We start from the raw sequence: 14966 nt of genomic DNA, 5'->3' as shown, positions 1-14966 counted from the left end.
GCAAGCCAAGGCATCAACTAAAATAGGGCTGTTTTCAGCCTACATTCAAGCTTTTCATTCTTCATTCAGGCTTTACAATCTTCATTCGGACCATTTGTTTTATCATCAGATCAGTCCTTAAGCGAACGAAGCCACGGTTCAACTTTTCCCAATAAACGTTCCTTGTCATACTGCACATATTGGTTCGCCCGATTGCGCACGGGATCACCCGCGTAGAAACGTTCATATAGATCATGCCTTGCTCCGAGTGGACTTCCAGTCAGCTCCCATGCGAGTTGAAAGAGACGAATCTTCTCCGGGGCTTGCATCGTTACTCCACCAAGATATTTGCCTACCATAGAACCCATCATTTCATTTATTTCAAACGTACCTGAAGGAATCTGAATCAGACCACCCGCAGCAATGGTCTTCAAAATCTCCACCGCACGGGGATAATAGCGATTGCCCAGATTACGTGCGGTTTCAATATATTTGAATTCCGGCAACCAGTTGCCAAATGTGTCTGGTTTGGACTGTGCTTCAGCAGCAATAATCAGTCCCTCGATAGTCTGCATCTGACTGATCAGCTCTCCAAGTTGTTCCTGCACATTCAGGAAAGAGTCCACCCCAATCTCCTTGGCAATGGATGAGGTCACGGCTGTAATAAACTCCAGTTTCGAGTGTAATCGAATGACACTCTGATGGTAGGCCAGACTGGCCGAAGCTGTATTGCAGCGAATCTGCCATACGGCTTCAGGGTTATTGTGCAGTAATACACGTTCCCAGGGCACAAATACATCGTCAAAAAATAATACAGCATCCATCTCATCATACTGCGCACTGAGTGGATGTGATTTATCTGTATCTTTTGTGGCAAAAGATTCACGACACATCATGTGCAAGCCCGGACTGTCCGCGGCTACAATTACCATATGGGCCAGCTCTGGCAGGTGGCCTGGAATTCGTTGAACGGGATAAGCAATGATATCATCGGCATAAGGCGCTGCTGTTGCCACCATTTTGGCCCCGCGAATGACTACGCCCTCCGTATTGCTTTTGACAATTCGCAGCATGGCATCCTCATCTTCACCAACAGGCAAGGAACGGTTAATCTGCGGGTCGCGCTGGACAATGGTCAGGAATGCATCGTTTCGTTTGGCTTGTTCAAAATAAGCCGATATTTTACCTGCAAATGCAGGATCATGTGCTGTCATCTCATGTCGTGTTGCATACCAACCGGTCAGCCTGGATCGGGCATAATCAGACAATCGGCTCATCACCCCATACGTCCGATCGGCCCACAGCCGAAAAGCATCCGCCCTGCTGTTCACGTCAGGAAGTGAACGAGGCACAAGAAAAGAGTGATGCACGTAACTTCCCGTCTGTTCGTCCCAATAGGCCACGGTTTCCCTTGTCTCCGGGTCATCCACCAGATTGAACAATCCTTCTATGGTTTGAAGTGTTCCCTGAAAGGCCTGATGCCCAGTTACCTGGATACGCTCTCCGTCCAGCCATACATTCCGCTCATCATTCAGACGCTGAATGTAAGCTTGTCCACGAGACATCGTGATACTCATGATATGTCCTCCCTCTCAGGCACTGGCCTGACATTTCTGTAACTCCATCCTTCTAACTGCTTGAGAAACTATGTAATGATACATTCTGTATCTAACAAAATAGTACTGTGCCAGAGATAGAAAAGTCAACAGACACCGAGCGAAGAGTCCGGTGTCTGTTGGGCCATGCTATTTTATACTAATTTGGAATACATGTGACGCAGATACCGCCAGCGAACGAGTGCAAAATACAAAATCTGCATGGAAGCAAACACCAAGAAGATGCGCAGGCTGTATCCAAAGACCGAGAAATCAACCAGTTGCTGCAACGCCACAAAGGCAACCGAACTGTGGATGACCGCCACCAGAATCGGCAGGAAGAACATAAGCAATAGCTGCCTTGTTACGATCTTACGGAGTTCGGGACGACTCAGTCCCATTTTGCCAATCATGCGATACTGCGCTTCATCCCGTTCTAGATCTGCGTAAAGTCTGAAATACGTGAAACTTGCTGCAAAGGTGAAGAAAACAATGCCGATCAGGCCGCTCAAAATTAAAATGATGCCATTGGTCTGCTTGGAATTAAGCCAATCCACCACAAGCGCGCTGACCTCGTAATAACCTTTTTCGGAATGATCATCTTGAATGGATTTGATCAATTCAGGAGCAAAGCTACGTGTACCCATCCAATCTTTCACGATAAATTGTATCGTTCGACTCGAATAGAAACCTTCAGGCATGCCAACTTCCTCGTTGTACGCAGGTCTCATCTTATTAAACAATTCGTCGGTTACGACGTAGAGAAAAATTTCGTATTGAAAAGGAATCACAATATCGGTACCAGGTGTCGATAGCTGGACAGGTACGTGCTGATTATCAACCTCCAGATTGATCTTTCCTCCCGAGGCTCCTTTTTCAACCTGTTCACGGTACTCCTTGCGCATCGCCAAATTGCTTGGTGTCATAAATGACTCATCGATTTGTTTCAACGTACGTTCTTCATACCCCAGTGCCTTCGCAAGACGGTTATAATCACTCAGTTTGATAATATTCCCATTATTATTTTCACCTATAGGAGCATAACTGCCCTTCACGTAGGGAACTTGATGATCAATCAACGTTTCTTCAATCTGCCGAATATGTCGCTCGGAGTTTGGAGTATACCAGTTATTCATATAACTGAATGCGTACGGATTCGACATGGACGACAACCCCGGGTCAGCAATAGCAAGCATGGTGCCAATTCCCGTAAATGAAGAAGCTGAAATGATACTTACCATGAAAAACATGATGGCGTTATCTTTCATTCGATAGGTAAGTTCAGATAGGAAGAGCAGATTGGTTTTACGGAAAAACAACCTTGGATTTCTTTTCAGTGCCCGAATGATGTATACACTGAGCTGCGTGAACAGAAAGTACGTACCTGCAATAACAACCACGACACTTGCGAGTAATAACGGAAAGGAGAAGCTTATCCATACAAAAGTGAATACTCCTGCATAACCCCCACCAATCAACAATACGGATAACAAGGCGAGTAGACGTGAGGCTTTGGGTTCCGGTTTCGGTTTTTCCTCTGATTTCACAAGGTCAATGAGAGTTCCTTTGCGAATGAGCAAGGATGAGGACATCGCGATCACAACAAACAGCAGCAGAAATGCACCTGCCGTCAGGGCAATGCTTTTTAGCGGAAAATAGAATCGAAGACTGTTCTCAACAGCCAGCATGGAGCCACAGATCAGCAGAATCAATTTGCCGAAAATAATTCCGAGTCCAATCCCGGTAATGATGGAAGCTAATCCGATACACATGTTCTCCATAAACAGAAGTCTGTTCATCTGCTTACGTGTCATGCCTATGATCAGGAAAATACCAAATTCCTTCTTGCGCGTCTTCAGAAATGAACCAACGGAGTAGAGCAGGAACAGGAATGAAAAGATGAATATAATGATCTCTGCAATCACAAACCCCTGATTTGCAAGCAACGTAACCGTCCCACTTGATCCCTTTAAGCCCGCTTTCAAATCAGGATGGAACAGGAGCAATGCGTAAGTAAAAAAGATCATAACGGAAAATGTACTGCTCAGAAAATGAGCCAGATAAATTCGTTTGTTACGAACAACGTTATTAATGGCGAACTGGCGAAAATTCATGTCCTGAACCTCCCATTAGGGATAATACATTAATAATCTTCTGGTAAAAGGCTGCGCGATTATCGCCGTAGTGAATTTCATTATACAGTTTGCCATCCTTGATAAAGACAACCCGACTGCAATAACTTGCAGCTACTGCATCATGAGTGACCAGCAGCATCGTAGCCTGATCCTCCTGATTGCGAGTTTCGAGAATCTCCATGACATCTCTTGCCGCCTTCGAATCCAGGTTGCCTGTTGGCTCATCGGCCAGAATCAGCTTCGGGGAATGGATAAGCGCTCTGGCAATGGCCGTACGCTGTGCCTGTCCTCCTGATATCTCATATGTCCGTTTGTTCAGAATACCCTCGATCCCCAGCTTGCTTGCCAGCTGTTCAACACGAGTGTTCATCTCTGCTAGCGAAACACCGTCAAGAGTCAGTGGTAGCACAATGTTTTCCTTGACTGTCAGTGTATTTAACAGATTGAACGATTGAAAAACAAATCCAAGCTCTTTGCGCCGGAACAGCGCGAGTTCGTCCTGATTCAATTCAAACGGATTCTTTCCTGCAATCCGCAGTTCGCCTGATGTTGGATGATCAATGGTTGAGATCATGTTCAGCAGTGTTGTTTTGCCACTACCTGATGGTCCCATAATGCCAACAAACTCACCCTCCTGAATACTGAGGTCAATACCTGATAACGCTTCATAAGATACGATGCCTTTGTAGATTTTACTGATCTGTTTCACAGAACAAATCTCCATGGTTACAACTCCTTAGTGATGTATGAATTCAAAATTAAGTTACTTTCATGCTGTGTGCATGTGTATTGTGCGTGGCCTTTCCTGTACTCTTATGACTATAGTCTATCGAAGTTTCGGCCATTCTCCTATGGTTTAACCTTTCATCAACATGACAATGTTGTAAGGTTGCATCATGAAAATCAAAAAGACGCCTTCGCCCCGATCAGGCAATAGACGTCTATACTTACACTTACACTGTAATTCATACCCCACTCACACTTTTTCAACAAAAATACAGCCCTCACATTCCAATCTTATCTTCAACCTGTCACTTCAGGAGTTGAATGTAATTCGGACAGTCGTTCCTTCGCCGTACACCGATTCCAGATCAATCCGATGATTCATCCGTGTTAACACTTCTTTGGCAATATACAGCCCCATGCCAGTGGACTCTTTGAAATGCCGCCCGTTCTCCCCAGTGAAGAAAGGCTGGAATACCCGGTTTAGATCAGACTTCGGAATCCCGATGCCTTGATCCTGCACTTCTAGTATGATGGAGCGTTCCGCTTCATATGCACGCACATAGATCTTTTGCCCGCTGCCCGCGGAGTATTTGATTGCGTTTGATAGTAACTGTACCAATACAAAACGAATCCACTTAGCATCGGATTGTACAACCAGCGCAGAATCTATATGCATCTCTGGATAGACGTGATTGCGAATAAAGAATCGCTTGAGCTCATGGATCGCTTCTTCCCCAGCAGTCTTCAGTATCACAGGTTCCACACTGAAATCCTGCTCGAAGGTATCCAACCGCGCAACATACAGCACAGTCTCCAATCCCCGTCTCATCTGGTCTGCTTCCTCTCGAATGCTTATGAGCCTAGGGTCGTCATCTTCCTGACCTTCCACGGTCAACTCGATGACGGATAACGGTGTCTTCATCTGATGGACCCACTGGTTCATGAACGTCAGATATTCTTGTTGTCGTTGTTCCAGCCGATGCAGATGTGCGTGATACTGGCCGTATTGTGAATCCAATAACTTTTCCAGCGCCAGTGATAATGGACTTGTTTCGTTCAATGGTACAAATTCCTTCAGCGAATCCATCGACCGTGACATACGGGTATAAAAGGAACGATGTGAATAATAACGATACACCAAATATCCAATGTACAAAAATAATCCCAGCGTTACGGCATAAGTAGCCGTGACCCAATCGTTGTAACCGTCATACCAGAACACTGCAACAACGGTGAACAAGATGGCAACAACCCAGCAAGTTAAAGCGAGATGTTCTCGTATAAACAATCTCATGATGGAGAAGAAGCTTTCCAGTTATTGTTCAATCGGTAACCCGAACCTCTGACCGTCTCCAGTGCATCCGTAATACCAAGCTCGGCTAATCGCTTACGCACCCGAGTAACGTTAACGCTGAGTGTATTGTCATCCACAAAAGAGTCATCCCACAGCTTCTCCAAGATTGTCTCTCTGCTCACCAGCTTGGGACTGCGGCGCAGTAACGTTTCCAGCAGAATCGTTTCCTTCTTCGTCAGCTGCACTTTGCGATCACCAAGCTGAATCTCCAGTCTTTCCAAGTACACGACCAAGCCGTCCAGTTCCACCTTGCGTTCTTCGTCACGTGCAGCATAATCCCCATATACCCGGCGTAGCTGACTTCGAATTTTCGCTATCACAATCTCATGCTCAAATGGTTTCGTAATATAATCATCCGCCCCGTTCTCCAGTGCCATGACCTGATCCATCTTCCCACTCCGCGCGGAGATAAACAAAATTGGGCATGTGGACAGCGTACGAATCTGGCGGCACCAATAGAAACCATCGTAACTGGGCAAATTGATATCCAGAAGTACCACATGTGGCTGTACCTGCTCAAACTGTTGCACAATCATCTCAAAATCCTCGACCAGAACGGCCCGGTCCCCGTAGCGTTCAATATGTGATTTCAATAATCCCGCAATCTTGGGATCGTCCTCTATTATCATAATGGTATACATTATTGGATCTCACCTCTGGCAAAATCATAACACAGGATTTATTATCGAGCATCGATTTCCTTACGCCAATCCACAATATCTGCATTCAATTGCTTCAGGTCTCCGGAAGCTTTCTGATCATCGGATAACTTGTATTGTTGCTTCAATGCCAGGATACGATATACACTTTCATCAATTCGGGATTCGGAGATTTTACCTGACTTCACTGCACTCATTAGCGTGTCAAAAATCGTCTTGGCACTTTCATAACTATGAGCTACCAAGAGAATGTCACTTCCTGCTTTAACCGTTGCTAGGGCAGCTTCATCCAACTTGAAGTTCTTCGCTATTGCTCCCATACTCAGGTCATCTGTGATGACGACACCGTCATACTTAAATTTGCCGCGCAAATGTTCACCAATAATGACATCCGATAAGGAAGCCGGATGATCCGGATCAAGCTTCGGGAACAAAATGTGTGCAACCATGACTGCTTCAACTTGTTCCTTCACCGCGGCCTGGAACGGAATCCATTCCAGCTCAGCCAGTTGTTTTTCCGTTTTGTTCACGACAGGAAGGTCAAGATGGGAGTCCACGGACGTATCCCCATGCCCCGGGAAATGTTTCACTACCGGAATAATGCCTTCACTTCGTAGACCTTTCATCTCAGCAATCCCCATACGTGACACCAGTTCTGCCGAGCTGCCGAATGAACGATCTCCAATGACCGGGTTCTTCGGGTTACTGTTCACATCCAGCACAGGAGCAAAGTCCACATTAAAACCTGCAAGTTGAACCTGTCTCGCCAGCAATTCCCCCATCGTTTCAGCAAGCGCGCTATCATTCGTCTCGCCTACTTTTCTACTGGAAGGAATGGATTCCACCGTCTCTGGCATACGACTGACTTTGCCACCCTCCTGATCCACACTCATGAAGATCGGTACCGGATTGGATTGATTCGCTTCCTTGATGGATTGTACAAACTTGGCTGTTCCCTCGAGTGTCGATACATTGTTGGCATAGAAAATAATGCCCCCTACCTTTTGATCGGTAATCATCTGTTTGGCTTGATCATCCAACGTTGTCCCTTGAACACCGGCCAGTATCATCTGTCCAATCTTCTCTTCTAACGTTAATGAACTGAGCTGCTCCTGCACCGGATCGACTTCTTCTTGCGGTTCCTCTGGTACTTCTTCCTGCGGTGGAGCGGTATTCTGCTCCGGCGATGAGGAAGATTGCCCTGGGTTGGAGCCAGCGTTTGAGCCGCCGGTATTCGAGTCCGTTGCGGAGGAAGGTTTCTGTGCTTGGCCACATGCCGATAAAAGCAGGACTACTCCCAGCAGAAGACACAGCATATGCAGTGGTTTTCTCCATTTATTGTTCGAGTTGTACCTATAATTGTGCAAGGATATTCATCCTCCTTATGTAATGTCATCTTGGTAATTCAAAGGTTCAGGCCTAACCTTATCACAAGGTGAATGATTTTCAAAATGAGCGCTTCTGAGGATTGAATCGTTGTGCTGACATATATGCAGCGAAAAAAATGGTTGCTATAGAACCTGAAATATGGAACTTAATGGTGTTGTGACCAAGCGCGTGCGGGACGTGTGGGGATAATCAATAGGAGCAACGGCGCAGGAAAGTGTTTTGCTATTTTGAATTTTTCATATGTTGAAATTATTAGTATAGGTGGCTCAAAAAGCCGCCCAAAGGCGGCCTATTTGTTCGTTTTATTTACTTTTCGTTGTAAATCGTTGCCGTTCAGCGTTGGTTCACCTTTCACCAAACGTTCTTAGGCTTCTATTAATGGAGTGTTTGCAACACTTCCGTTGTAAATGGAATGATTTCGGATATGCGACCTTCACGAACTTTGGCAGGCCATTCGGGATCACTAAGCAGAACACGACCCAAGGCGATCAGGTCAAATTCATTGTTCTCCAGCTTCTCATTTAATAGATCCAGATGGGCATCCCCTGTTCCCTGGTTCTCGGTTGCTCTGTCCACAAATTCAGCTTCAAGACCTACCGATCCAACCGAAATGGCTGGTTTGCCAGTGATTTTCTGCGTCCAACCCGCAAGGTTCAGCTCGGAACCTTCGAACTCCGGTAACCAGAACCGGCGTGTAGAGCAATGGAATATATCCACGCCAGCAGCACTGAGTGGTGCCAAGAATTGCTCTAATTGTTCTGGCGTCTCCACCAGACGTGCCTCATAATTCCCCATCTTCCATTGGGAGAACCGGAGCACAATTGGGAAATCAGGACCAACCGCCGCACGACAAGCTTCAATTACTTCAACCGCAAATTGAGTTCGCCGTACCAAATCACCACCATATTTGTCGGTCCGTCGATTCGTCTGCTCCCAGAAGAATTGGTCAATCAAGTACCCATGGGCTCCGTGCAGTTCAATGCCGTCAAACCCGATTCGCTGTGCATCCGCTGCCGCTTGGGCATATGCCTGTACAAGCCCTTGAATCTCCTCTTCCGTTAAAGGTTCACGTGATGGTTCACCTGCCATGCTAACCCCTGACGGACTTACAGGCTCAGCTTCTGCGTTAGGCAAGTCACCGGAACGACGTGCTGTACCCACATGCCACAATTGTGGCATGATTTTGCCACCCGCTTCATGTACTGCTTTCACAACATTAGCCCATCCTTGCAACGAATCTTCACCATGGAATAATGGAATACTGGCTCCACTAACCGAAGATGGATGATTAATGCCTGTACCTTCCGTTATGATGAGCCCCACTCCACCTGCTGCTCTGCGACGATAGTATTCAGCAACTTCTGGTCCAGGTACACCCTCTGGTGAGAATCCGCGAGTCATGGGTGCCATAACGATTCGATTAGACAATGTTAGCTTGTCCGAGGTGAAAGGTTTGAATAATGCTGAAGGTACGTTCATAGTACATTGCTCCTTTGCAATTGGAAGTATGGAACTCCGCATCCACATGAAATGCGACATGCTTTTGTATATTGTAACAAGTGTACTCCAGTTGACTGGTTTAGGATTATTTCTCTATCCATTTTATAGTTTCTTAATTTTATTTTCAAATTTTCGAAGTTGGGCGTTCAAACGTATCTTATAGAAAAAAAAGAAAGCTACCTTACGGCAGCCTCTGTTTGATCCACTACGGAAGCAGTCTGACATGCACTCTACTACATCTTAAAGTATTTTCCCGGTCACCAATAATGTGGATGTAGCATAGTATATAATCCATAATCTTCCTTCGAATTTAATTAGCATTCACAGGGATATCACTGCGGTTCACTCGAAGCAATTTCCCTGATGAAGTCGATAACACATCCGGATCGGTACCCAGACCAAAGTAGAAGTCACCCTCGTTCTCTTCGAAAGACTTGGCATAGGTGTCCTGATTAAAACGTAAAATCTCATTCCATGTGGTCAGATCCGTGGATTGGTAGACCCGATTGATATACAGATTGGCACTTTGGCGAGTGTACGTAAGCACATATACCTTGCCGTCTCGTAACAGCACATCCGTAGGAAGCGCCTTGGCATCTGGGAGATTAACTCGCCTTGCCTGATTAATGTCGGTCATGACATTCAAGGATTTGGGCAGCAGCTGCCCATCATTGAACACGCCTCCCGCTATATAGAGCAACTTGTTATTGAAGTTAACATTTTTGCCTATTTTATTATAAGGAATCGTGCCCGTTTGATAGGTTAGTCCAGGCAGCATTTTGCTGCCATAGATGACAACATCCCGTTTCTCAAGCTTTTCGTTAATCTCCAGAATATTAGTTTTGTCATTCCATATTTTATTGGCAGGATACATCATGCCAGATGCATATAATTTTCCATTAAGATGGAACATGGTATAGGCCCGGAAACCAAACGTATTGATCGTCGCATATTTCTGCCAAGTTTCACCTTCATCATGAGAGATTAATATGGTTGGTTTGGACTCCGTGCCCAGCGCGGCAAACATCTTGCCCTGATAAGAAGCCAAATCGTATACGTGTACACCAAGCGGCAGATTGCGATATTTGGTCCACACCTCTCCATCCAGACGATAGAAGTTACCCAGTTCCCACTGTTCACTATCGGAATCATTGCCAGGAATATATAACTTGTCGTTTAGTACTCTGTAGATATCAATCTGTTCCTCATCCACATACATCTTCGTTGATGGCAAGATGCCCGGGTTGCTGTTAGTCACCGATTGGGTCTTAAATTTCGCGTTCGCTGTATCATAATAAATGACTGGAATAGGGCCTGAATTTGGAGCTACGCCCAGATTGCTGCTATTTCCGTGGCCCAAATATATTTTGCCGTTGTACAGTTGCATGTCCCAGACGTTATTAGCATATGGTGTTTTGGTAAAAGGTCTGCCTAACAGTTCGATCTTCGATGTTACATCCGCTGAACTGATCGGTGCATTCGACACCTTGGCAAGCCCACGTTCCGTCGCAGGGGGTTGACTCGTTGACGTGGTGTTTTTCGGTTTGGAGTTCCCCATTAGCATCCAGCTCATTCCTGCGACAATGGTCAAAATTACGGCTGTCCATTTTGTATGTCTCTGCATGTCCGCTTCCTCCTTCATTTTTTCATCATCATTACCTTCACACCAAGATGATACAAATTGTATCTTTTTATACTATGTAAAACCACCCGCACATGCAACAAATTCCGCCCTATTTATACAAAAAAAGTAGACAATCACATCTGTTGATGTGCTGTCTACTTGTTCTTACTGTCTGTGATTTCTATTCAGCTTTTACCAAAATCTTAACCTGATTTTTCTCTTTCAACAGTGCTTCAAATCCATGCTCTACCACTTCATCCAACGAAATTCGTTTGGTCACCAGCTTGTCAGCCGGGAAGAAACCTTTATCCATCAGACTGATAACCGCCGGGAAAACATCGCGATAACCAATAATGCCATTAACTGTACGTTCTTTCATGACAATTGAGTTCGGGTGAATCGGTGCTTCCTGTTCAAAAATACTGACGATCATCAACTCTCCACCAATACGTGTTGAATCGATGGCTTGTTGCAGAACACGTGGAACACCAGTTACTTCATAGGCTACGTTAACGCCACCTTGTGTACGTTGATGGATCTCTTCCACTACATTAAACTGCATAGGATCAATCACAATGGCACCGAGCTCTTCGGCTTTTGCTTTCCGTTCATCCGATAACTCCACCACATAAATATCCGACGCTCCCGAAGCTTTAAGCGCTTCGATGACCAGTAGTCCGATTGGGCCTGCGCCAAACACGGCTGCCGTATCTCCCACTTTCAGTTTGCTTTGGCGCACAGCGTGAAGTGCTACAGCTGAAGGTTCAACCAACGCACCTTGCTCATACGAGATTGAATCCGGAATGGCATGTACCATGTTTTCTGCAGCAGTTACATACTCGGAGAATCCTCCTCCGCCTCCAGCGAGTCCAAGGAAACCCATCTGATCGCAAAGATTGTATCTGCCCTGTTTACAAGCTTCGCAGTGTCCACATGCATAGATGGGTTCTACCACAACACGATCGCCCGCCTTGAAACGTGTAACACCTTCCCCTACTTCAACCACCTGTCCTGAGAATTCATGCCCCATGACTATAGGCGCTTGTTCCCCTGTTAGCGGATGTGGCGCTTGAGCCGGAATGAAAATCGGACCTGCTGTGTACTCGTGCAAGTCACTGCCGCAGATGCCGCACCATTCCACTTTTATTTTGACCTTACCTTCTTCAGGGTGAGGTTCATTAATATTTTCGAGACGTAAATCTTTGACTCCATGCCAACGTAATGCTTTCATTCATTTCATCTCCCAGATCATAATGTGTGATATAATCGGAAACGTTTCCGTAAATTAAATATGTCACATTTTAGATACGCTGTCAAACATATTTCTCCACTAATATGTCTATTTCGTGATCATATCGAGTTTACTTTAGAATGCTTATACTTTAATTCAAGTGATCTTAAAACGATGTAATCCTTATTATTAACATATATCATGGCAAATAATATTGCAGACTGAATGAAATATAATCATACCTCGCCATAAATCTGGTCCTTTCACGGGATACTTCATTGTTCAAATGTTATAATCAAGTTATATAACTATCGTGAAGTTCATACATATTCCTAATAATTCGGAATCGTTTCCGATAAAGTGAGGTAACCGTACATTGAGGAAAGAACAGAAACTTACGATCAAGGACGTTGCAGAGCGTGCCGGAGTGGGCATCGCTACCGTTTCCCGGGCCATCAACAATTCAGAAGGCATCAGCAGTAAAACACGGGATAAAGTGATGCAGGCCATTGAAGAACTGGGGTTTGTACCCAACACCTCGGCACAGAGTCTGAAAATCCGGCAAACGCACCAGATTGCACTCGTGGTACCCGACATACGTAACGCCATCATTCCGGAAATCTCCTGGTCTGTAGAGCAAACGGCGAAGCAGCATGGGTACCATGTCGTGCAGATCAATACGGCAGGCAATGCCAGAACCGAGTTGGAAACCATTCGTAATGTCAAAAAATTGCATGTGGACGGACTGATCTTCATGCCTCTCGCGTATCCCAAAACGTTACCCGGGCTGATTGATAAAGCGCCGCTCCCTATCTCCATGATTAATTACGGCAAAAAACTGGAACCGGGCATGAAGGCAGATATCGTCTCTCTGTCTCAACCTGAAGGCAAATTGGTGATGGAGCATCTGTTCAAAATCGGCCGGACTCGAATCGCTTATGCAGGAGCACCGAAGGACATTATAGAAGAACGCTTTCGTGCGTATGAGCAAGCCGTAGGTCACGTGGACATTTCTCTCGTCTACTTTGGTGAGGACTTTTCATTGAATACAGGTGCCAATGCTGCAGATTATTTCTATGGACTTACGCATATGCCAGATGCCGTCTATGCCATTAATGATATGGTTGCCATCGGATTGGTTAATCGGTTCAAGGAGTTAGGGGTTCGTGTACCTGAAGATGTGGCTGTTGTTGGTGTCGATAACAATCAATGGACGACCGTCACGTCTCCTCAGATTAGTTCCGTCTCCATAATGGGCGAAGAAGTCGCCAGACTTGCTACCGAGCTGTTGTTAAAACGAATTCGGGAGATGAATACGACCGATTACGAACATATCCAATTTGAACCGCGCTTAATCGTTCGTGAATCAAGCGTAGCCATGATTCATTCCTCCCAGCGAGGACCACACAGTTAAGCTATTCCTTCATTTGTTCTGCTACACAGATATACTAAAAAGGTGTTGCTCAGGTCTAACTCTTTCCTGGCAGCACCTTATTTGTCGTTGATTCTATATAATTATAGCCGAGTCATACTCCGCATACGTTCATTCTAAGAAAGCAGTTGCCTGATTGGTGTTCCCTTCAGGAACATCGCTATATTCTCCACGGTATGATCATAATAGATTTCATAATTGCCACGAGTCACATAACCCAGATGCGGTGTGGCCAGAACGTTGGGCAATGTTCGCATCACATGGTTAACTGGCAGCGGTTCCTGCTCATATACATCCAGACCTGCACCAGCAATCACACCACTCTGCAATGCCTCCACCATAGCTTCCTGATCGACAATGCCCGCTCGCGACGTATTGATGAGTAGCGCACTCGATTTCATTAGTTGAAACTCGGCTTGTCCGATCAGATTCCGCGTACGATCACTCAATACCAGATGAATGGATACGATGTCGCTCTGTGCAAGCAATTGCTCCTTGGTCTCGGACCAGATGACACCATGTTTTTCGGCTTTCTCTTGTGTTAGATTCTCGCTCCAGGCCATCACATTCATACCAAATGCTTGTGCGATCTCAGCCATGCGAGTGCCTATCTTGCCCAAACCGAGCAATCCAAGTGTTCTCCCATGCAAATCCAACCCTACAGTGCTCTGCCAGTTTCGATTGGAGCGAAGTGCATTATTTTCCGTAACCAGTTGTCTGGACAGCCCCAGAATCAGTGCCCATGTAAGCTCCGTCGGCGGATTAGAGCTTCCCTCGGTTCCACACACAATGATCCCGTTCTTCTCTGCAGCCTTGAGATCTATTGACGCGTTGCGCATACCACTTGTAATCAGAAGTTTTAGCTTAGGGAGCTGAGAAATGACCTTCTCCGGAAACGGTGTACGTTCCCGCATCAGAACCACAATATCGAAATCCTGCAATTCCTGAATGACTTTTTCTTCCGAGCCCATATAGTTGTTGAATGTCTGAATCTCTACCTGATCCATCAACGGACTCCAGTCCGCCGACGTCAGCGCAACGTTCTGATAGTCATCCAAAACAGCACAGCGCAACTTTGTATTCATTTCTGATCTCCTCCTATATCTGCTCAATTCTTATCTGTATAAATTGTCTAAAGAATCTTTACACTGGTCACTCCAATGACAGAACAACCTTCTGATCGCTGTTATCCCCAGATTTTCTTCGATTCCTTTTTATAAAGGAAAAATCCGGGGATAAAGGCGAACGCTGCGCTTCCTCAGCTTATTTCTGTTCTCTCCGTTTTGTGTAAATGTTAAGTTCAATTTGTATATATTGTAGCAACTCCGCATCACTTTAAACA

11 protein-coding genes are annotated in these 14966 nt (G+C 45.6%); 1 reads left to right on the top strand and 10 read right to left on the bottom strand.

Annotated features, from left to right (window positions below):
- Nucleotides 1-110 precede the first annotated feature (110 nt).
- The 9 genes from QNO02_RS12915 to QNO02_RS12875 form a co-directional block, all read right to left on the bottom strand.
- Nucleotides 111-1556, bottom strand: a complete 1446-nt coding sequence (locus QNO02_RS12915) for a 4-hydroxyphenylacetate 3-hydroxylase family protein (RefSeq protein WP_091031237.1) — start codon at nt 1554-1556, stop codon at nt 111-113.
- A 173-nt stretch (nt 1557-1729) separates the two neighbouring features.
- Complete coding sequence (locus tag QNO02_RS12910) at nt 1730-3688, bottom strand: ABC transporter permease (RefSeq protein WP_289392267.1); 1959 nt, start codon at nt 3686-3688, stop codon at nt 1730-1732.
- Nucleotides 3663-4433 carry an ABC transporter ATP-binding protein gene (locus QNO02_RS12905; RefSeq protein WP_036608600.1) on the bottom strand — a complete coding sequence of 257 codons (771 nt, stop codon included), beginning with the start codon at nt 4431-4433 and terminating at the stop codon, nt 3663-3665. Before QNO02_RS12905 ends, QNO02_RS12910 begins: the two co-directional genes overlap by 26 nt.
- Before the next feature lie 312 nt (nt 4434-4745).
- Nucleotides 4746-5729 carry a sensor histidine kinase gene (locus QNO02_RS12900; RefSeq protein ID WP_289392266.1) on the bottom strand — a complete coding sequence of 328 codons (984 nt, stop codon included), beginning with the start codon at nt 5727-5729 and terminating at the stop codon, nt 4746-4748.
- Entirely contained in the window at nt 5726-6430 is a 705-nt protein-coding gene (locus QNO02_RS12895) for a response regulator transcription factor (protein ID WP_091031246.1), read from the bottom strand. Before QNO02_RS12895 ends, QNO02_RS12900 begins: the two co-directional genes overlap by 4 nt.
- Before the next feature lie 41 nt (nt 6431-6471).
- The gene (gene nagZ, locus QNO02_RS12890) at nt 6472-7815 is read right to left on the bottom strand and encodes a beta-N-acetylhexosaminidase (RefSeq protein ID WP_249910891.1); all 1344 of its coding nucleotides are present in this window, start codon (nt 7813-7815) and stop codon (nt 6472-6474) included.
- A 397-nt stretch (nt 7816-8212) separates the two neighbouring features.
- Nucleotides 8213-9316 (bottom strand): NADH:flavin oxidoreductase, encoded by a 1104-nt coding sequence (locus QNO02_RS12885; protein ID WP_249910892.1) that lies wholly within the window; start codon nt 9314-9316, stop codon nt 8213-8215.
- A 331-nt stretch (nt 9317-9647) separates the two neighbouring features.
- A complete protein-coding gene (locus tag QNO02_RS12880; RefSeq protein WP_249910893.1) occupies nt 9648-10961 on the bottom strand; it encodes a hypothetical protein in 1314 nt (437 codons plus the stop codon).
- Between the two features lie 181 nt (nt 10962-11142).
- Nucleotides 11143-12192 carry a 2,3-butanediol dehydrogenase gene (locus QNO02_RS12875; RefSeq protein WP_076249528.1) on the bottom strand — a complete coding sequence of 350 codons (1050 nt, stop codon included), beginning with the start codon at nt 12190-12192 and terminating at the stop codon, nt 11143-11145.
- Nucleotides 12193-12568: 376 nt separating this feature from the next.
- On the opposite strand from QNO02_RS12875, the gene QNO02_RS12870 reads away from it, so the two are divergent.
- A complete protein-coding gene (locus tag QNO02_RS12870) occupies nt 12569-13606 on the top strand; it encodes a LacI family DNA-binding transcriptional regulator (RefSeq protein WP_017688801.1) in 1038 nt (345 codons plus the stop codon).
- Nucleotides 13607-13740: 134 nt separating this feature from the next.
- Here the strand turns inward: QNO02_RS12870 and QNO02_RS12865 are convergent, their stop codons facing one another.
- Nucleotides 13741-14709, bottom strand: a complete 969-nt coding sequence (locus QNO02_RS12865) for a D-2-hydroxyacid dehydrogenase family protein (RefSeq protein WP_249910894.1) — start codon at nt 14707-14709, stop codon at nt 13741-13743.
- Between the last annotated feature and the right edge of the window lie 257 nt (nt 14710-14966).

The organism is Paenibacillus sp. PK1-4R, from assembly GCF_030369595.1.
Taxonomy (GTDB): domain Bacteria; phylum Bacillota; class Bacilli; order Paenibacillales; family Paenibacillaceae; genus Paenibacillus.
Note: the sequence above shows the minus strand (reverse complement) of the source record. Positions and strands in the feature narration are given on the sequence as shown.

Coding starts and splice junctions, on each gene's coding strand:
- QNO02_RS12915 (WP_091031237.1), bottom strand. CDS start 1,556: ATGAGTATCACGATGTCTCGTGGACAAGCTTACATTCAGCGTCTGAAT.
- QNO02_RS12910 (WP_289392267.1), bottom strand. CDS start 3,688: ATGAATTTTCGCCAGTTCGCCATTAATAACGTTGTTCGTAACAAACGA.
- QNO02_RS12905 (WP_036608600.1), bottom strand. CDS start 4,433: ATGGAGATTTGTTCTGTGAAACAGATCAGTAAAATCTACAAAGGCATC.
- QNO02_RS12900 (WP_289392266.1), bottom strand. CDS start 5,729: ATGAGATTGTTTATACGAGAACATCTCGCTTTAACTTGCTGGGTTGTT.
- QNO02_RS12895 (WP_091031246.1), bottom strand. CDS start 6,430: ATGTATACCATTATGATAATAGAGGACGATCCCAAGATTGCGGGATTA.
- QNO02_RS12885 (WP_249910892.1), bottom strand. CDS start 9,316: ATGAACGTACCTTCAGCATTATTCAAACCTTTCACCTCGGACAAGCTA.
- QNO02_RS12880 (WP_249910893.1), bottom strand. CDS start 10,961: ATGCAGAGACATACAAAATGGACAGCCGTAATTTTGACCATTGTCGCA.
- QNO02_RS12875 (WP_076249528.1), bottom strand. CDS start 12,192: ATGAAAGCATTACGTTGGCATGGAGTCAAAGATTTACGTCTCGAAAAT.
- QNO02_RS12865 (WP_249910894.1), bottom strand. CDS start 14,709: ATGAATACAAAGTTGCGCTGTGCTGTTTTGGATGACTATCAGAACGTT.